The sequence below is a fragment of the Winslowiella iniecta genome (genome assembly GCF_001267535.1).
Taxonomy (GTDB): Bacteria; Pseudomonadota; Gammaproteobacteria; order Enterobacterales; family Enterobacteriaceae; genus Erwinia; species Erwinia iniecta.
This window is the reverse complement of sequence record NZ_JRXE01000024.1, coordinates 24,124-43,352: the sequence shown is the minus strand read 5'-3', so window position 1 is coordinate 43,352 and position 19,229 is coordinate 24,124. Positions and strand designations below refer to the sequence as shown.

The window sequence follows — 19,229 nt, the reverse complement described above, 5'->3', positions numbered from 1 at the left end:
CAGGAGTTACTGCATAAGCAGATAGAGGGAAGTATCACCACGCTGAATATTCAGCGCCAGCACTGAAGGCTTGCTATCGAGGATCTTACGTAATTCACCCAGATTCGCGACAGCCTGCTGATTAACGCCAAGGATCACATCATCCTTTTTCAGGCCGATTCGTGCCGCTGCGGTACCCGGCTTCACGCTGTCGACTTTGACGCCTTTGTGTCCGTTAACCTCAATATTGCTCAGGTCCGCACCTTCGATACCGGTATAAATCGTACCGGAATCCACTTTGGTCTGCGTACTCTGTTGCAGCTCAACATTGACCGTCACCGGCTTGCCATCACGAAGCAGGCCAAGTTCCATCTTCGAACCTACCGGCAGCGTACCCACCTGCGCACGCAGCGCTGAGAAGCTGGAAATTGGTTTTTTGTTGAGCGAGACAATCACATCGCCCGCTTTGATACCGGCTTTAGCTGCGGATGAGTTTGGCATTACCTGACTGACAAAGGCACCACGCTGAGCGTCGACTTTCATCGCTTTCGCCAGTTCGGAGTTCAACTCGGTACCGAGGATTCCCAGCTCACCTCGTTTCACCTGACCATATTCCACCATCTGTGAGGTCAGGTTTTTCACCATATTGCTCGGGATAGCAAAGCCGATACCGATATTGCCACCGTCCGGCGCAAGGATCGCGGTGTTGATACCAATCAGCTCGCCGTTCAGGTTAACCAATGCGCCGCCAGAGTTACCGCGGTTAATTGCCGCATCGGTCTGGATAAAGTTTTCATAATTCTCGACATTCAGGCCACTACGCCCCAGTGCCGACACGATACCCGAAGTGACTGTTTCACCCAGACCGTACGGGTTACCAATCGCAACGGTATAGTCGCCAACCCGCAGGTCATCAGAGTCTGCCAGTTTGATGGCGGTGAGATTTTTAAAGTCCTGCAACTGAATCAGGGCGATATCGGAGCGCGGATCCTTACCGATCACTTTGGCTTCATATTTACGCCCGTCGCTAATCTGTACCTGGATTTTCGTGGCGTTATCCACCACGTGGTTATTGGTCACCACATAGCCTTTCGCCGCGTCAATCACCACACCGGAGCCAAGCGCACGGAATTTCTCTTGCTGTGTATTGCTGCCATCCTGGCCGTCCTGACCATTCTGTCCGCCGCCCTGACACATCGGGGAGTTCTGGAAAGGTGAACCGTCCTGACAGAAAGGTGAATTCCCGCCAAAGAACTGCTGGAATTGCTGTGGTAAGCGCGGAGTGCGCACGGTGGTACTGCCCTCAACGTTAATGCTGACGACCGACGGCATGACTTTTTCCAGCATCGGTGCCAGGCTTGGCAATTGCTGGGTGGAAGAAGAGGCCGTTTCAGCGGCCGACGCGGTTACCGGATTCATCGCCATACCCAGGCTCAGAGCCAGCGCGCTCAATACTAAAGTTGTTTTTTTCATTTATCGTTTTCTCGTCTCTGACAATGATGCAGACCATTGCTGTGGTCACGATGATAAGATTAAGTTTTTAGCGCGAAGTTCATGTTTAAGTGTTTGGAAATGGTAAAAAATTATTCTTCGCCTTTACAAATCGGATTAACTCGACCTTATTCAACCGCCATCAGCCGACGATATTCATCCCAGGCATACAGATCGGTCATGCCACTGATATAATCCTGCATCAGGCGGGCGCGATAATAACGTTCCCATAACAGACGCTGATACTTATGTTCCACAATAATGCCACGCATTTTTTGCTGATAGGCTTTCCGGTGCTTACCAGAAAGTTTATGAAATAGCCGGGTTTCAATTGGCCGGCCTTTAAGGAAGTCGTCATTCATCAGCGTGGTAAAATCTTCGTAATTTAGCTCCAGCAGGGGTTTATAGATATCCAGCAGCCCCTTCATCACCCGATACCCCTGCAGTTCCAGCTGTTCCACTTCCGCATGATTAAACACATGCTTACGCGCCACCGCTTTGAAAATCGCCAGTAATCGCCCTTCCTCACCGTCATCCTCTAACAATGCATGATTAAAGTTTCCGGCAAAGATAGCGGCAAGATTTTCAATAAAGCGTTTCACCGCGTAACTGACTAAAACATTCTGTACGCTAACGCGTAACGACATAAAAAACTGATCGCTCTGACTGCGAAAACGCCCGTTGCCATTCGCCGACTTCCACGCATAACCCACGGTGCGGCTAAACGCATCCCCGTTTTTTGCTTTACCCCATGCCTGCTCCAGATATTCATACAGCGCTTTGACAGTAAAGATATCTTTTTCCACCGCATCATCCAGGTCGGCAATGCAATAAGAGATATCGTCGGCGGCTTCCATTATATATGTCAGCGGATAACGATGATGCTCATCAATTTGGGTGGCGGCTCGCAGTTCAGCAATATAATCCTGCTCCGACAGATAAAAACCGGGCTTTTTCATCAGCGTGGTAAATTCCGCCGGTTTATCGCCTTGCCACCAGGCAGGGGCGGTATATTTTAAAATACAGGCGACCTGAGAATAGGTGAGATTCAGTTGCAACAGCGTATGCACCAGCCGGATAGCCTGCGCATTCCCTTCGAAATGACAGAGATCCTGGCGGATCATATCATTCAGCTGACGAAAGGCTTTCATCTGCTCATCATTGAACACACCAGCGACCTGCGCGTCGACCAGTTCAGCGGGCAAATTGTCATTAAACCAGTCGTTTATCGCCGATTCGCCAAAGTGGCCGAACGGCGGATTACCGACGTCATGCAACAGGCAGGACATCTCGACCAGACTTTCAAACGCCCCGGCAAAATCGGCTAAGCCATATTTTTCCAGCCCTCCGCTCGATTTCAGCGTCTCGATAATCTCTTTGGCGATAAAGCGGCCGGTCTGCTGAACCTCCAGCGAATGCGTCAGGCGCGAACGCACGGCAGCATTACGCTCCAGCGGAAACACCTGCGTTTTCTGCTGTAAGCGCCGAATGGCGGCAGAGTTAATAATCCGTCCACGATCACTTTCAAAGTGGCGGGTAATATTATATTCACCGACCGGTTCGTCGCGGTTATTGTATGGCCGCTGAAAACTGATTTTCTTCCTGAAATTAATCTCTGCCATAAATCCCCTCACCTGATGCGTGAATATATCCAATCCAACCATGGTAAACTATGCATCACTTTAAGCGATTAATTCCACCCTATTAGCGAGTATCACTATGAAAGCAGGCATTATTGGGGCAATGGAGCAGGAAGTTACCCTGCTGCGTGACAAGATTGAAAACCGTCAAACGCTGACGCTGGCCGGTTGTGAAATCTATACCGGTACACTGAACGGCGTTGAGGTTGCGCTGCTGAAATCAGGCATCGGTAAAGTATCTGCCGCGATGGGTACCGCACTGCTGCTGGAGCTGTGCAAACCTGACTTTGTTATCAATACCGGCTCCGCTGGCGGCCTGGCCCCGACGCTAAAAGTCGGCGACATCGTGGTCTCAGACGAAGTGCGCTATCACGATGCAGACGTCACCGCATTCGGTTATGAATTCGGCCAGATGGCCGGTTGCCCGGCGGCCTTTACTGCCGACGAAAAACTGATTGCCGCAGCAGAAAGCTGCATTGCCCAGCTTAATCTCAACGCGGTACGTGGCCTGGTGGTCAGCGGCGATGCCTTTATCAACGGCGCTGAACCGCTGGCACGCATTCGCAGCGCTTTCCCACAGGCGATTGCGGTGGAAATGGAAGCGACCGCTATCGGCCATGTTTGCCATCAGTTCAACACGCCATTTGTGGTGATCCGCGCAATTTCAGACGTGGCCGATCAGGAATCTCACCTGAGCTTTGATGAGTTCCTGGTGGTGGCAGCTCAGCAATCTTCACTGATGGTAGAAACCCTGCTGAATAATCTGCGTGGCTAAGTGGATTAACACCCTGCTGTTGCTGCTGATGCTGCCTGTTGCGGCCTTGGCAGCAACCGCGCCGCGGGTGATTACGCTGGCTCCTCATCTTACCGAGCTGGCTTTTGCCGCAGGTATTACGCCGGTTGCCGTCAGTGCGTACTCCGATTATCCCGCTGACGCACGTCAGATCGAACAGGTTGCCAACTGGCAAGGGATCAATATTGAGCGCATTCTGGCGCTAAAACCGGATGTGGTGCTGGCATGGCGCGGTGGCAATCTCCAGCGGCAGATTACCCAGTTGCAGGCGTTAGGGCTGAACATTGTCTGGATCGACCCGCAAACCATTGATGCCGTGATCGCTGCCATTCGGCAACTTGAACCGTGGAGCAACAATCCACAGCTGGCACAACAACATGCCGATCGTTTGCAAGCGCGCTTTACTGCCCTGCGTCAGCGCTATGCGCAGTCACAACGTAAAACGGTGTTCTTACAGTTTGGGCTGCAACCGTTGTTTACCACTTCACAGGCAACCTTACAAAACCAGATAGTGCAGCTGTGTGGCGGTGACAATATTTTTGCCGACAGTCAGGTTCCCTGGCCACAGGTCAGTCGTGAGCAGGTATTGATGCGCCATCCGCAAGCGATAGTGATTGCTGGCGACGCCGGAAAGATTACAGCGGTAAAACAGTTCTGGCAGCCACAGCTGGCGGTTCCGGTCGTTGCCATCAATGATGACTGGTTCAGCCGTGCAGGTCCGCGTATTATTCTCGCCGCTGAGCAACTCTGCGCAGCGTTACAACACTAAAAAATGGTTTCATCAAGACCGAAAAAAATCGGCTAAAGAAACAGCACCAACTGCCGTTATTTAATCAGTACCGTTAACCGATGGCGTTATCTGTTAACACGTTAAGGTGCGTGGTTGCGCACCGAATACACCAGGAAGCTCAGCACCATGAAAGCCATTATTCTGGCCGCAGGTCTGTTGATGGTTAATACACTCAGCGCCGCCACCGTTAGTGGCAGTATCAAAGTGCGATTGACCCTCTATACACCTTGCCATGTAAATGGCCATGTCGGTGACAATCAAAGACGGCCGCAAATTGATTGCGGACCACGTGAATCGGCCCAGCCCAGGGTGACCGAAAGCAGGTTAAGCAAGGATGCGAAGACTCAGCAGGAACAACGGCTGATCACCGTCGAATGGTAAACAGAAAGGGCGAAGCAATTTCGCCCTTTTTTTTCAGCTTAGATGCTGAAAGAGGAACCACAGCCGCAGGTGGTTTTAGCATTTGGATTGGTCACAATAAAACGTGAACCTTCCAGCCCTTCGGTGTAGTCAACCGAGCCGCCTACCAGATATTGCAGGCTCATCGGGTCAACCACCAGCGCCACGCCCGACTTCTCAATGGTCATATCGCCGTCATTAATTTTATCGTCGAAGGTAAAACCATACTGGAAACCGCTGCATCCACCGCCGGTAATATACACACGCAGTTTCAGGTCCGGGTTATCTTCATCGGAAATCAGGTTTTTCACCTTGCTGGCTGCTGCATCAGTAAATTGCAGAGGCAGTGCTGCTACATCGTCGCTCATTTAAACACTCCAGTAATGCGTTCAGGCTGATGCCTGTCAGGCCAGTCTACCTAAAGATTTCGCTGACCATAGCTTTTGTTATTATCTAATAGCCTGGTATCGCAATCAAGTATTGGCACTCTGTGCTTCGGCAACAAAATACGTCAATCGTGCTACTCGCCTTTCAACAGCCCGGCATGTTCCCTTAGAATAGTGATGATTTTTTCTAACGTACGTTCCAGGAGCCGATCCATGAGTAAGTCTGAAAACCTGTATGCCCAGGCACAAAAGTTAATTCCCGGTGGGGTTAACTCTCCGGTGCGCGCATTCACCGGTGTCGGCGGCGTACCGCTTTTCATCGAGCGCGCGAACGGCGCTTACCTCTATGATGCTGATGGTAAAGCCTATATCGACTACGTCGGGTCCTGGGGACCCATGGTGCTGGGTCATAATCACCCGGCAATCCGTGACGCGGTTATCGCAGCGGCTGAACGCGGCCTGAGCTTCGGCGCGCCGACCGAGATGGAAGTGAAAATGGCCGAGCTGGTGTGTCAGCTGGTGCCAACCATGGATATGGTGCGGATGGTGAACTCCGGTACTGAAGCGACCATGAGTGCTATTCGTCTGGCGCGCGGCTTCACGCACCGCGACAAAATTATTAAATTTGAAGGCTGCTATCACGGTCATGCCGACTGCCTGCTGGTCAAAGCTGGCTCCGGCGCGCTGACCCTCGGCCAGCCGAACTCACCGGGTGTACCGGCAGACTTCGCGAAGCATACTCTGACCTGCACCTATAACGATCTGGACTCAGTACGCGCGGCATTCGAACAATATCCGCAGGATATCGCCTGTATTATCGTCGAACCGGTCGCGGGCAATATGAACTGTATTCCGCCGCACGCCGATTTCCTGCCAGGCCTGCGCGCGCTGTGTGATGAGTTTGGTGCGCTGCTGATTATCGATGAAGTGATGACCGGTTTCCGCGTGGCGCTGGCGGGTGCACAAGCACACTACGGCGTTAAACCGGACCTGACTTGTCTTGGTAAGATTATCGGCGGCGGGATGCCGGTCGGCGCATTTGGCGGCCGTCGTGAAGTAATGGATGCCCTGGCACCCACCGGACCGGTTTACCAGGCGGGCACCCTTTCCGGTAACCCGATCGCCATGGCGGCGGGCTTTGCTTGTCTGAGTGAAATTGCCAAAGCTGGCACACATCAGCAACTGACCGCGCTGACCACTCAACTGGCCGACGGCCTGCTGGCAGCAGCGAAAGCCGAAAACATTCCGTTAGTCGTTAACCATGTGGGCGGCATGTTTGGTCTGTTCTTTACCGATGCTGAGACGGTGACCTGCTATCAGGATGTAACGCAGTGCGACGTTGAGCGCTTTAAGAAATTCTTCCATCTGATGCTGGAAGAAGGCGTTTACCTTGCGCCGTCAGCCTTTGAAGCGGGCTTTATGTCACTGGCCCACAGTGAAGAAGATATTCAGCGTACTATCGATGCAGCGCAGCGCAGCTTTGCGAAATTGTAATCGCTGAATGTAGACTGATAGCTTAAGTTGCAGGAAAGCGATAAATCTGGCGGAAGTGGATTTGTATGCTACCTGCAACTACTTGCACGGCAGGATGTGAAAAGGAATACGACTGGCAATACATCTACAATCCGAATCGTGGCAGGCGGAAATCTTAAGTATCAAAGGGTTATCACAGTACAACAACGATATACTGCAAAAAATGCTTAACGATAATCTTACTGACTGTTTGCTCTATAATTTGATGACAAACCTGTGCATGAGGATGGAGAAATGCCTGACGGTTTTTTTAATAACGAAAATATTAATCACATTATAAAAGAACATTTAGAGGATAAAATAAAACCCTATGGAAGAATTAAATATGCCTACGCGATAATAAATAAAGAAAACCCTGTCAATATGATGGTAATCACCAACTACTCAGAATGGGCCGACCTATATTTAAAAAACAGTTATCAACTTGTTGATCCGGTGATTATTAAGTGCCTCTCCAGTGTGGATGGTTTTTTATGGGATGAGGACATTATGTTAAGAGCACAGTTCAAACTTCCCATGCTTTACAGAATGGGGGAAAATTACGACATTAAAAATGGCTGTACCTTTACTCTTCATGATTACAAAAACAATCTGGCACTATTATCTATAGTGATGGGGGAGCACTGTGACGAAGCGACTAAAACCGCGATAATTAATGAACGAGACAGATTACAATCACTACTTATCTCTACGCATAAAAAAACATTATCACTTTACCAGGATGAATCTGACGCCGCTCTGCCAGACAAGAGAAAATTGGGACCACTCACTCTCCGTGAGAGTGAGGTTATTTATCTTGCCAGTCAAGGTAAAACCTACGCTGAAATAGCCTGTTCACTAAATATTAAAGTTACCACAATAAAATTTCTTATGGGAAATATCGTTAAAAAACTGGGCGCAATAAACGCAAAGCACGCCATTATTTTAGGAATTGAACTGAAGCTTCACCCTCCTGCACTATCTGACAACAGTTTAGTGCAAAAGAACTGATAATTTAAAAACCAATTCCTGCTTTTAAGATTAACTAACTCACTCCAGGAGTGAGTGATTTAATTAAAAAAGACACTTTATTTCGCCATCTCAGCAGCAGCAATACGCTATCAAAAGCAATTTCTGCCAGCCCATCTCGCGCGGGTAAGCCAAACAGAAAAAATCGCCGGGATTTCTTAAATGCTCCAGGGGAGCCGTTTCCGGCTCCCCTGCACCTCACCCGGGCTCTAGCGGCTCTTACGCAGCAGATAAACAAAGTATGGCGCGCCAAAGAAGGTTGCCAGCAGCCCCGCCGGAATTTGATCCGGGAATGACATCATCCGCCCACACCAGTCAGCAAACACCATCAATATCCCTCCCAGCAGCGCAGTGATCACCAGCTGCGGCAGCGCGCGACGAAAACCGAGCATGCGGGCCATATGCGGTGCCATCAGGCCAACAAAGCTGAGCGGACCGATGGTCAGCGTTGCCGCCGCCGTCAGCGCCGCGGCCAGCAGTAATAACGCCAGACGCGAAGGCGTTAACGCCATACCGACCGCACGAGCGGTAGCCCCACCCAGCGGCAGAATCGTCAGCCAGCGCGTGGCTAACGGCGCCAGCGCCATCAGAATCACGGCAATCACCGCTGTCCGCAGCGCCTGTGGGCCATCCACAGGGTAAGTTGAGCCGGAAATCCACGTCAGCAAACTCGCCATACGTGGATCGCCACTGGCCAGCAACAGCATCAGCAGCATGGTAAAGGCGGTACTCAGCGCCATCCCCGCTAACAGCATGCGTTCCGGCGAGAAACCACCGCGCCCTGCCGCCAGCATAATAATCATCAGGGTTACCGCAGCGCCAATGCTGCCAGCCGGCAGCAACCAGCCAAAGGCATCTCCCGGCACGATAAACAGCATCATCACCACGCCAAAAGCCGCACCGGAGCTGATACCCAGTACTTCCGGGCTGGCCATCGGGTTGCCGGTCAGGCGCTGAATCACGCTACCGGCCACACCGAGCATCATACCGGCAGCCAGTGCCGCACCCACGCGTGGCGCACGCCACGGCTGTAATTGCTGCCAGAGGTCGCCACTGGCCCAACTCCAGCCATACGCATCACGCCCAAATGACAATGCCACGGCAATCATCAGCAACAGCATGCCGACGCCAAACAGCGCCCACCCCATCACCTGCTGGCGTTCGGCCGGAATATTGTCCCCCTGATTCATTGCCGGTGGCACCGAACCGGTGCGCAGGCGTGGCAACAGCCACAGCAATAATGGCGCACCAATCACCGCCGTCGCGGTACCGGTCGAAACCTCACGCCAGACATCGGTCAGCCAGCTGACACTCTGGTCTGCCAACCACAGCAGCAACGCGCCAATTAACGGTGCCAGCAGCAGACGGCTAATCAGACGGCGCGCGCCCAGCATCCGTGCCAGCAGTGGCGCAAACAGGCCGATAAAGCCGACTATCCCTACCGCATTGACCAGTTGCGCACTGAGCAAAATCGCCAGCACCAGCGCGGCTAAACGCGCCAGTGACAAGGCCAGACCGAGGTTTTTTGCTACGCCATCATCCAGCCCCATCAGCGTCATCGGACGCAGCAACAGCAGTGCCAGCGCAAAGGCGATCAGCAACCTTGGCCACAGCGTCATGACGTTGCTCCAGTCCTGCTGATTCAGCGCTCCGGTGCCCCACAAAAACATATTTTGCAGCTGGTCATGATTAAAGATGGCAATAATCTGGTTGACCGCACCGCAGTACAGGCTCATCACCAGTCCGGCGAGAATCAGCGTGACCGGCGATAAACGCTTGCCCCACGCAATACCAAATACCACCAGCCCGACCAGAATCGCGCCACCCATCGCGGCCATTTGCTGGGTTAATAATCCGCCCGGCAAGCTCCACAGGGTTACAACGGTGATCCCCAGCTGCGCCCCGGAGGCCACCCCCAGCGTAGTGGGTTCAGCCAGCGGATTGCGCAGCACCTGTTGGAACAACAGACCCGCCAGTCCCAGCCCCGCCCCCACCAGTAAGGATATCGCCAGCCGTGGTAACAGGCTGTAATGAAACAACATCTGATCCAGATTATCGATATCCGGCTGCCGCAATGCCGCCAGCCATTGTGCCACCGGCAAATGCTGAGCCAGGTTGTACAGCGTTAACGCCAGCGTCAACACAAACAAGCCCGTGAGCAGCGTCAGCGGGAATAATTTCCGTGTCATGTCGTCTCCAGCGCGCTGTCGAGGATGTGGCAGAAATGCTGAGCGGTCAGCGTGGCACCATAGAACCATACCGCTGGCACGCGCTTAAACCGCTGTTGGCGAACAAACGGGAAAGAGCGCCACAGCGCCGTCGACATGACCTGCTCCATCATCAGGTCGTTACCGTGATCGAAACAGATAGCATCCGCATCTTTGATCGTCGCCAGGCGTTCAATACCCATCACCGCGCTGCCCCAGAAGTTGGTTTCGCCCTGCCAGGCATTTTCAATACCCAGTCCATCCAGCACTTCCAGGAACAGGCTGCCTTTGCCAAACACAATCGCGTGGCGGCTGTCGAGAATTGACATCAGCAGCAGCGGCTTAGGCGCGCGATGTGCCAGTCTGGCACGCATTTGCAGCATAAAGCGGTCAAATTCAGCAAGATGTTGGTCGGCGCGCGACTCAAGGCCAAGACGTTGTGCCAGCCTGACCAGTGAATGACGAGCGGAAGTCAGCGGTTTGCCATCGCCTTCGTTAAAGCTGAAGCCCATACCCGGCGCGATGCGCTCAAGTTTATCCGGCGACGGGCCATAGCCCTGCGAATAGAGGATTAATGAAGGTTTGAGTTGCGTCAGCAGTTCGAGATTAGGTTCGGTACGCAGTCCGAGATCGAGGGTATTCGCCGGTAAATCCGGCTTACCGACCCACAGCTGGTAATTATGGATTTCCGCCACGCCCATCGGCGCCACGCCGAGCGCCATCATCAGCTCGACCGGCAACCACTCCAGCGCCACCACGCGCTGGATATCGGGAAGCCCGGCGCGCGCCGGTAAATTCAGTAATACGGGGGAGAGCGCCATTGCGGTTAACAAACGGCGGCGAAGTCTATCCGGCATCAGAACATCCTGTAATCAGTAAACAAAGCTCACGGGCGCACCGCCTTGCGGATGCGGCAGAATGCCCATAGGGATGCCGTAGATCTTCTCCAGCACGTCACCATGCATAATGGCCTGAGGCTCGCCCTGTGCAATGGCTTCACCGCCACGCAGCGCCACCAGATGATCGCAATAACGCGCCGCCATATTGATATCATGCAACACCGCAATCACCGTCAGACCACGCTGATGGCTCAGCCGTTGAATCAGCGCCAGTACATCAACCTGATGGGCGATATCCAGCGCCGACGTCGGCTCATCCAGCAGCAGACAGCGGCTGTTCTGTGCCACCAGCATGGCAATCCATGCGCGTTGACGCTCGCCGCCGGAGAGGCTGTCTACCAGCCGCTGTGCGAAAGGCTTCAGACCGACCAGCGCAATGGCCTCTTCAACACGTTCACGGTCCTCCACGCCATAGCGACCCAGCGCCCCATGCCATGGATAGCGACCAATCGCCACCAGCTCCCGCACCGTCATACCTTCGGCAGCCGGAAGCTGCTGCGGCAGATAGGCAACTTCACGTGCAAAAGCCTTGCTGTTCCACTCTGCCACCGCGGTATCGTTCAGTAATACCCGCCCTTCACTGGCCGCATGATGGCGACCGAGCATTTTTAGCAGCGTCGATTTACCGGAACCGTTGTGTCCAATCAGCCCGGTGACTTTTCCGGCGGGAAAGGTCAGTGACAAAGGGTGTAACAGCGTACGACCGGGAACGGTGAAGCTGACGTTATCAAGCCGGAAGGTTGTATCCTGTTGTTGCTGAGATTGCATGATTATCTTCAGGGTTGGCGGGAGCAGCGAACCGCATCCAGTTAAACATTAAAAGCGGAATGTAAACGATAATTATTATTATACAGCTCGGATAATATGCGAAACGCGGGAAGCTCTGCAACAAAAATCCAGCTGGGGCGCGGTTGTCAGGCCAGCGCCAATAAAAAAGGCGGCGTAAACGCCGCCTCGATGAGGATCGTGGTACAGGCGACATCGCCGCCGCCGGGGGTAATGCTATTTACCGAACATATCCTTAATCCAGCCCGCCACGCCGTCGCTGTCTTTCTGCTCTTGCTGCTGCTGCTGTTCCTGTTGCTGCTGCTGTTCAACCTGCTGCTGTTGCTGCTGGCAGAGTGCATTCGCATCAGTGGTCCATACCGGCAGAGAGCGCCAGTTGCTGCTGCCCGAGTCACAGACAAAGTTACCGGCAGAGTCGACGTTCATTGACGCGATATCCTCCGGCGGCGTCAGACTGAGCGGCATCGGAGCCTGATTTTCCAGGTAATGACGGTAGATCTGCATCGCGCCGGAAGAACCGTACAATTTAGTGGTCTGGTTGTTATCACGCCCAATCCAGGTAATCGCCACTTCTTTACCGTCGATACCGGCAAACCAGCTGTCCACCTGATTATTGGTGGTACCGGTTTTCGCGGCCAGATTCGCACTCGGATACTTCGCGCCCAGCGCTCGGGCGGTACCGCGTGCCGCAACCTGCTGCATGCTGTACAGCGTCAGGTATGCCGCCTGCGCCGGTTCAGCGCGTTCCGCCTGCGGGAAGCTCTGATACAGCACCGAACCATCTTCCGCAATCACCGAGCGCAGCGCCGAAAGCTGAGCACGATTACCGCCGCTGGCGATAGTCTGGAATGCCTGCGCCACTTCAACCGGCGTCAGGTTCAGCGCACCGAGCAGCATGGCCGGAACCGGATGCAGCTGATCTTTCGGCACGCCCAGTTTAGTCCAGGTATCCGTCACCGCCGGTAAGCCCAGCGACATGCCAAGGTTGACGGTTGGCACGTTCATCGAACGGGTTAATGCATCCACCAACATAACCTGACCACTGAACTGACGATCGTCGTTCTGCGGCTTCCACACCTGACCATTCGGCTGTTTCAGCGCCAGTGGCTGATCGGCAATCCAGGTATTCAGGCGATATTTATCCGGCTGGCTTAACGCCGTCAGATAGGTCGCCGGTTTTGCCAGCGAGCCGATGGAACGGCGCGCCTGCAACGCACGGTTGTAACCGGCAAACTGCGGATCGGCACCGCCGACCATCGCGCGCACTTCACCGCTAAAGCGGTCAACGATGACCATCGCCGTTTCGAGATCTTTCACGCCGCGCTGTTTACGCAGCGCCGGGATACCCTCTTCCACCGCTTTTTCTGCCGCATCCTGCGAGACCGAATCCAGCGTGGTGAAGATTTTCACCCCGGAGAGATCTTTCACCTTGTCGCCCAGCTTCTGCTGTAGCTCATTACGCACCATCTGCATAAACGCGGGCTGCGGAGTGATCACGCCGCCTTTCGGCTGCACGCCGAGCGGACGGGCGCTGAGCATGTCATACAGCTCCTGATCGATCACCTTCTGCTGCTGCAACAGACGCAGTACCAGGTTACGACGCTCCAGCGCCAGCTTCGGATTACGCCATGGGTTATACAGCGACGCCCCTTTTACCATCCCCACCAGCAGCGCTTGCTGATCGAGGCTCAGCTCATCCACCGGACGGCCGAAGTAGTAGAGACTCGCCAGCGGGAAGCCGCGAATCTGATCGCTGCCGCTCTGGCCGAGGTACACTTCGTTAAGATACAGCTCAAGGATACGATCCTTGCTGTAACGCGCGTCCATAATCAGCGCCATATAGGCTTCATTAGCCTTACGCCACAGTGAACGCTCGTTGGTCAGGAACAGGTTTTTTACCAGCTGCTGCGTCAGAGTACTGCCGCCCTGCACTGCACGACCGGCGGTAATATTGGCGAGGAACGCACGGCCAATCGAGTAGAAACTGATGCCGTCATGCTGATAGAAATGACGGTCTTCGGTCGCCACCAGCGTATCGACCAGCAGATCCGGGAAGCCCGCACGCGGCACAAACAGGCGCTGTTCACCGTTTGGCGACTGCAACATGGTGATCAGGCGCGGATCAAGGCGGAAGAAACCAAAGTCACGTCCGCTGTCGAGGTTCTTAATTTCGCTCAGCGTGCCATTACTGAATGACAGACGCGCACGAATCTGACCCTCTTTGCTGTCCGGGAAATCAAACGGACGACGGATCATCTCAATGCTGTTGCCCTGCACGGTAAACTCACCCGGACGCGTCATGCGCGTCACCTGGCGATATTGCGTGCCTTCAAGCAGTGCCACCATCTCCTGCTTGTTATAGGACATGCCCGGCTCAAGGCTGACCATGCGGCCATACACCGTTGCCGGCAGCTGCCAGACTTTGCCGTCAATACGGCTGCGAATTTGCGAGTCGAGCCAGACGCCGTAGATCGCCATCAGCACAATGACGACCAGCAACAGCTTAATGATTAGCCCCAGCCAGCCTCTTTTTTTGCGTGGCGAACGCCCTTTTGCTTTACGTGGCACCGGTTCTGTCTCCTCGTGGTCATCATCAGTATCATCCTGATAATCATCGTAATCTTCATTATAATCTTCTTCCCTGCGGCGACCTTTAGCCGGCTTACGCGGCGGTTTAGGCTGTTTGCCTTTGCGCCCGATAGGTTCGCGATCGTTGCCAGACATTCGTTTCATTTCTCCAGGGATTGCCGTCGGCAAGGCCGACTACTCTGTTCTTACTCTGTATTCCGGGAAAGTGGAACCTTCCGAAATGCATACTCTAAAAACAACCGCTCAGGACGGCGGGGAAAACTTTTTGACGCGCCGCGTGGGTAACGTATTGGCTGGATCGTCCGGCCACAGATGTTTCGGGTAGCGCCCTTTCATCTCTTTTTGCACCTGCGGATACGCGCCGCGCCAGAATGCCGCTAAATCACGGGTGATTTGCAGTGGACGCTGAGCGGGGGATAACAGCTCCAGCACCAGCGGCACTCGCCCTTCGGCAACACAGGGATTTTGCGCTTCACCAAACATCTCCTGTAGTCGCACCGCCAGCACCGGCGGTAAAACCGCATCATAGCGTAACGGTAGCCGACTTCCGGTCGGCACAGTGTAATGAGTTGGCAGCACACTATCCAGCCGCTGACGCTCAGACCATGTCAGTAATTGTAATAATGCGTTGACGAGATTGATGTTGCGCAACCCTTTCAGGTCACGCACGCCGGTCATCAGCGGCAGCAGCCAGCGCTCCAGTGAATCGAGCAGGCTCTGGTCATCACTGGCAGGCCAGCTCTCTTGCGGCAACCACTGAGCGGCACAGGCTAAACGCATCCGCAGCTGCTGCGCATCCGGCGTCCAGTTCAGTACGCTGAGACCTTTCTCGCGAATCCAGTTAAGCATTGCCGGATGCAGCTCTTCCGGTTCGGGCCGGGCCTGTGGTTGTGCTTTAAGCACCAGAGCGCCAATCTGCTCGCGACGCCAGGCGCGCAGCGTGCCTTTCTCTTCATCCCACTCGACGGCAGTGACTGACTTGACCTGTTCAGGACACTGGCGAATCAGCGATTCAATCTCCACCGGTAATGCGTGCAGGATACGGGCATCCGCCTGCATGTTGCCCTGTAACAGCAGCGGAGCAATCAGCCATTCGTAGCGGGTCAGCGCGTGATCGTCATCCAGCTGTGCGCCGGTGCCGTTCGCCAGCTGATAGCGCCCCTGCTGGCCGCGACGTCGTGCCAGACGATCGGGAAAGGCCGCCATCAGTAATGGCGCAAGGCATTCGACGTCCGCTACCGCGTCGCGTGCGCCGAGCCGGTGTTGTAGCTGACGGGCACGCCGCTGCCAGTGCGGCTGCACCCGCTGGAAACCATCGCGCAGATCGCCGCTGCCATGACGCGGCGGCTCTTCCAGAATGGCGACCAGCAGCGCCGCCGTGGCGATCCGCTCAGCGGACGTTCCGGCATCGATTAACAGTGCCGCCAGCCGCGGATCGCTGCCGAGCTGCGCCATTTTGCGCCCTTTCTCATTCAGCCTGCCCTGCGCATCGGTAGCACCGAGTTGATGCAGTAACCGCGCCGCTGCGTGCAAAGCGGGTTCAGGCGGCTGATCCAGCCAGCTAAGCTGACGGATATCATTGCAGCCCCACTGCAGCACATCGAGCCATAACGCCGACAGATCGCTTTGCAGTATCTCGGCGTCGCTGTGCGCTACCGCGCGTTCGGCTTGCTCTTTACCCAGCAAATGCAGACACAGGCCTGACTCCAGACGGCCTGCGCGTCCGGCACGCTGGGTCATTGATGCCTGGCTGATGCGCTGCGTCTGTAATCGGGTCAGCCCGCTGCGCAGATCAAAGCTGGCCATCCGCTCCAGCCCGCTGTCCACCACCAGCCGGATACCTTCAATGGTTAAACTGGTTTCGGCAATATTGGTCGCCAGCACCACTTTACGCCGCCCCTGAGCGGCAGGCAAAATGGCGCGCTGCTGCTCACTCAGCGGCAAAGCGCCGTACAGCGGGCAGAGATCGATATCATGGCTTACCCGCTCTTCCAGCAGCGTTTTGATGCGCTGGATCTCACCGACGCCCGGTAAAAACAGCAACAGCGATCCGCTCTCATCACGCAGCAACTGCGCGACCTCACGTGCCACCGCCTCGTCAAAACGCAGGTGGCTTGCCAGCGCACTATAGCGCCGTTCAACCGGAAAACTGCGTCCTTCAGAGACAATTACCGGGGCATCGGGTAACAGCGCACTAAGCCGCTGATTATCGAGGGTAGCCGACATCAGCAACACTTTCAGATCGTCGCGTAAACCTTGCTGTACATCGAGCAGCAGCGCCAGTGCCAGATCGGCCTGCAAACTGCGCTCGTGAAACTCATCCAGGATCACCAGCGAGACGCCTTCCAGCATCGGATCCTGTTGCAGCATGCGGCTGAGGATCCCTTCGGTCACCACTTCCAGCCGCGTCTCCGGCCCGACCCGCGTTTCCGCACGCATACGGTAACCGACGGTTTCACCCGGCTGTTGATTCAGCTGTTCAGCCAGCCGCTGTGCCACGTTGCGTGCCGCCAGTCGTCGCGGTTCGAGTAACAGAATACGACCGGTGAAATCCGCCTGCTGCAAAATTTGCAGCGGTAGCCAGGTGGACTTACCCGCGCCGGTAGGGGCGACCAGTAATACCTGAGGTGCCTGCTCCAGGGCGGCTAACAGCTGCGGCAGCACCGCACTGACCGGTAATAAACTCACAAAAAAACTCCGTAACAACGTGGACTTATAGCCAACACAAATGCAGCCTGAGGGATGACGGGTATATAATGGCAGGCATTGTAGCATTCAACCGCATTCATTACCGGAGGTGCCATGTCCACGCGCCGTTTATTCTTCGGCATCGGTTTGCCGCCGACGATACAACAGGAAATTATTGCCTGGCGCGCCACGGCGTTTAACGCTGAGGCTGGCCGTCCGCTGGCCGCTGCTAACCTGCACCTGACGCTGGCATTTCTTGGCGAAATCAGCGCGGAAAAGGCCACGGCCATCAGCCGCCTGGCCGGGCGTATTCGTCAGCCGCCGTTTACCCTGCAAATCGATGATGCCGGACACTGGCCGCGTCCCGGCGTGGTGTGGCTCGGCCCGCGTCAGTCGCCACGCGGTCTGGTGCAACTGGCAGAACTGCTGCGCTCACAGGCGGCACGCAGCGGTTGTTACCAGAGTCCGCAGCCGTTTCATCCCCATATCAGCCTGTTGCGTAATGCCACCCGCCCGGTGGCGATGCCGCCGCGCAATTTTCACTGGCAGTTTGACGTCACAGAGTTTGCTTTATGGCAGTCGACCTTTAGCCAGGGCCGTACCCGCTACAACATCGTGGAAAGCTGGCCGCTGACCGCCTGAACAGGATTACCCATGGAATATTTCCCGGCGCTGCAACCCGCACGTCTGATTAAACGCTATAAACGTTTTTTAGCCGATGTCATCACGCCGCAAGGCGAAACCCTGACCATTCACTGTGCGAATACCGGCGCGATGACCGGCTGTGCCACACCGGGCGATACCGTGTGGTATTCCACCTCGGACAGCCTGACGCGCAAATACCCGCACAGCTGGGAGCTAACGCAGACTCAGCAGGGCCACTGGATTTGCGTCAACACCCTGCGGGCTAACCAGTTGGTGCGCGAAGCGATACAGGCAGATATCATCACCTCGCTGACTGGCTACACATCGTTACAGGCAGAGGTAAAATATGGCGCAGAACGGAGCCGAATAGATTTTCTATTACAGGCAGATAATCGCCGAAACTGCTATATTGAAGTGAAATCCGTGACACTCTTAGAAAGAGGTAAAGGGTATTTTCCGGATGCGGTAACCGTTCGTGGTCAGAAGCACCTGCGCGAGCTGGCTAAAATCGCCGAAAATGGCGAGCGTGCGGTTCTGTTTTTTGCCGTTCTGCACTCGGGGATTGAGGACGTTTCCCCGGCGCGTCATATTGATGCGCAGTATGCGGAACTACTGGCACAGGCACAACAGAGCGGAACAGAGATCCTCTGTTATAAGGCGCAGTTCTCACCTGACGGATTAAGTCTGCAAAAGTCGCTCGAAGTGAAGTTGTAATATTTCGTGCAATTTGCTGTGATAGGATAGTTGCTAGCGGTGTGCTAAATACGCTTTTACTCACAGGCTTGTCAAGACTTGTTCAGGAATAATTGCCAACCTTAATCGCTTCTGTTATTTATAGCGGCCTGTTTTTTTCCCCGTTGGGGATCGATAGTGCGTGTTATCCAGGAGAAACAACATGCAAGAAGGGCAAAACCGTAAAACATCGTCCCTGAGTATTCTCGCCATCGCTGGGGTGGAGCCATATCAGGAGAAGCCGGGCGAAGAGTATATGAACGAAGCCCAGCTGGAGCACTTCAAGAAGATTCTTGAAGCGTGGCGCAATCAACTCAGGGATGAAGTAGACCGTACGGTAACTCATATGCAGGACGAAGCTGCTAACTTCCCGGATCCGGTTGATCGTGCCGCTCAGGAAGAAGAGTTCAGTCTTGAACTGCGTAACCGCGACCGTGAGCGTAAGCTGATCAAAAAGATCGAGAAGACGCTGAAAAAGGTTGAAGACGACGATTTCGGCTACTGTGATTCATGTGGCGTTGAAATTGGTATCCGTCGCCTTGAAGCGCGTCCGACTGCCGATCTTTGCATTGACTGCAAAACGCTGGCGGAAATTCGCGAGAAACAAATGGCCGGTTAACGGCGCGCGGATGTTGCAGTGAAGCAGGGACAAATTAATGCTCCC

At 54.6% G+C, this 19,229-nt stretch carries 16 protein-coding genes; 8 read left to right on the top strand and 8 right to left on the bottom strand.

Annotation, left to right across the window (positions count from 1 at the left end):
* Nucleotides 1–6: 6 nt before the first annotated feature.
* A complete protein-coding gene (degP, locus tag NG42_RS16360) occupies nt 7–1,452 on the bottom strand; it encodes a serine endoprotease DegP (protein WP_052900896.1) in 1,446 nt (481 codons plus the stop codon).
* Nucleotides 1,453–1,598: 146 nt separating this feature from the next.
* Nucleotides 1,599–3,092, bottom strand: coding sequence for a dGTPase (gene dgt / locus NG42_RS16355; protein WP_052900893.1), 1,494 nt, complete (start codon nt 3,090–3,092; stop codon nt 1,599–1,601).
* Between the two features lie 97 nt (nt 3,093–3,189).
* Between dgt and mtnN the strand changes: the two genes are divergently transcribed.
* From mtnN to NG42_RS16340, 3 genes are all read left to right on the top strand, one after another.
* Nucleotides 3,190–3,885, top strand: coding sequence for a 5'-methylthioadenosine/S-adenosylhomocysteine nucleosidase (mtnN, locus tag NG42_RS16350; protein WP_052900890.1), 696 nt, complete (start codon nt 3,190–3,192; stop codon nt 3,883–3,885).
* The gene (btuF, locus tag NG42_RS16345; protein ID WP_052900887.1) at nt 3,878–4,672 is read left to right on the top strand and encodes a vitamin B12 ABC transporter substrate-binding protein BtuF; all 795 of its coding nucleotides are present in this window, start codon (nt 3,878–3,880) and stop codon (nt 4,670–4,672) included. Before mtnN ends, btuF begins: the two co-directional genes overlap by 8 nt.
* A gap of 147 nt (nt 4,673–4,819) precedes the next feature.
* Complete coding sequence (locus NG42_RS16340; protein ID WP_052900884.1) at nt 4,820–5,074, top strand: hypothetical protein; 255 nt, start codon at nt 4,820–4,822, stop codon at nt 5,072–5,074.
* A gap of 38 nt (nt 5,075–5,112) precedes the next feature.
* Here the strand turns inward: NG42_RS16340 and erpA are convergent, their stop codons facing one another.
* Nucleotides 5,113–5,460, bottom strand: a complete 348-nt coding sequence (gene erpA, locus NG42_RS16335) for an iron-sulfur cluster insertion protein ErpA (protein ID WP_052900881.1) — start codon at nt 5,458–5,460, stop codon at nt 5,113–5,115.
* A 231-nt stretch (nt 5,461–5,691) separates the two neighbouring features.
* Between erpA and hemL the strand changes: the two genes are divergently transcribed.
* Nucleotides 5,692–6,972, top strand: coding sequence for a glutamate-1-semialdehyde 2,1-aminomutase (gene hemL, locus NG42_RS16330; RefSeq protein ID WP_052900875.1), 1,281 nt, complete (start codon nt 5,692–5,694; stop codon nt 6,970–6,972).
* A gap of 273 nt (nt 6,973–7,245) precedes the next feature.
* The gene (locus NG42_RS16325) at nt 7,246–8,001 is read left to right on the top strand and encodes a LuxR family transcriptional regulator (protein ID WP_052900873.1); all 756 of its coding nucleotides are present in this window, start codon (nt 7,246–7,248) and stop codon (nt 7,999–8,001) included.
* Between the two features lie 227 nt (nt 8,002–8,228).
* Here NG42_RS16325 and fhuB read toward each other — a convergent pair whose 3' ends face one another.
* From fhuB to hrpB, 5 genes are all read right to left on the bottom strand, one after another.
* On the bottom strand, nt 8,229–10,208 hold the full coding sequence (fhuB, locus tag NG42_RS16320; protein ID WP_052900870.1) for a Fe(3+)-hydroxamate ABC transporter permease FhuB: 1,980 nt from the start codon (nt 10,206–10,208) through the stop codon (nt 8,229–8,231).
* A complete protein-coding gene (gene fhuD, locus NG42_RS16315; protein WP_052900867.1) occupies nt 10,205–11,083 on the bottom strand; it encodes a Fe(3+)-hydroxamate ABC transporter substrate-binding protein FhuD in 879 nt (292 codons plus the stop codon). Before fhuD ends, fhuB begins: the two co-directional genes overlap by 4 nt.
* A 15-nt stretch (nt 11,084–11,098) precedes the next feature.
* Nucleotides 11,099–11,893 (bottom strand): Fe3+-hydroxamate ABC transporter ATP-binding protein FhuC, encoded by a 795-nt coding sequence (gene fhuC, locus NG42_RS16310; RefSeq protein WP_052900864.1) that lies wholly within the window; start codon nt 11,891–11,893, stop codon nt 11,099–11,101.
* Nucleotides 11,894–12,127: 234 nt separating this feature from the next.
* Nucleotides 12,128–14,635, bottom strand: coding sequence for a bifunctional glycosyl transferase/transpeptidase (mrcB, locus tag NG42_RS16305; protein ID WP_052900861.1), 2,508 nt, complete (start codon nt 14,633–14,635; stop codon nt 12,128–12,130).
* Between the two features lie 108 nt (nt 14,636–14,743).
* Nucleotides 14,744–17,188 (bottom strand): ATP-dependent helicase HrpB, encoded by a 2,445-nt coding sequence (gene hrpB / locus NG42_RS16300; RefSeq protein WP_052900858.1) that lies wholly within the window; start codon nt 17,186–17,188, stop codon nt 14,744–14,746.
* A 114-nt stretch (nt 17,189–17,302) separates the two neighbouring features.
* Between hrpB and thpR the strand changes: the two genes are divergently transcribed.
* The 3 genes from thpR to dksA all read left to right on the top strand — a co-directional run bounded on the left by thpR (nt 17,303) and on the right by dksA (nt 19,184).
* Nucleotides 17,303–17,830, top strand: coding sequence for an RNA 2',3'-cyclic phosphodiesterase (gene thpR, locus NG42_RS16295; RefSeq protein ID WP_052900855.1), 528 nt, complete (start codon nt 17,303–17,305; stop codon nt 17,828–17,830).
* Nucleotides 17,831–17,842: 12 nt separating this feature from the next.
* Nucleotides 17,843–18,547: a DNA/RNA nuclease SfsA gene (sfsA, locus tag NG42_RS16290; protein ID WP_052900852.1), complete on the top strand. Its 705-nt coding sequence runs from the start codon at nt 17,843–17,845 to the stop codon at nt 18,545–18,547.
* A gap of 181 nt (nt 18,548–18,728) precedes the next feature.
* Complete coding sequence (dksA, locus tag NG42_RS16285) at nt 18,729–19,184, top strand: RNA polymerase-binding protein DksA (RefSeq protein ID WP_017800386.1); 456 nt, start codon at nt 18,729–18,731, stop codon at nt 19,182–19,184.
* The last annotated feature ends 45 nt before the right edge of the window (nt 19,185–19,229 follow it).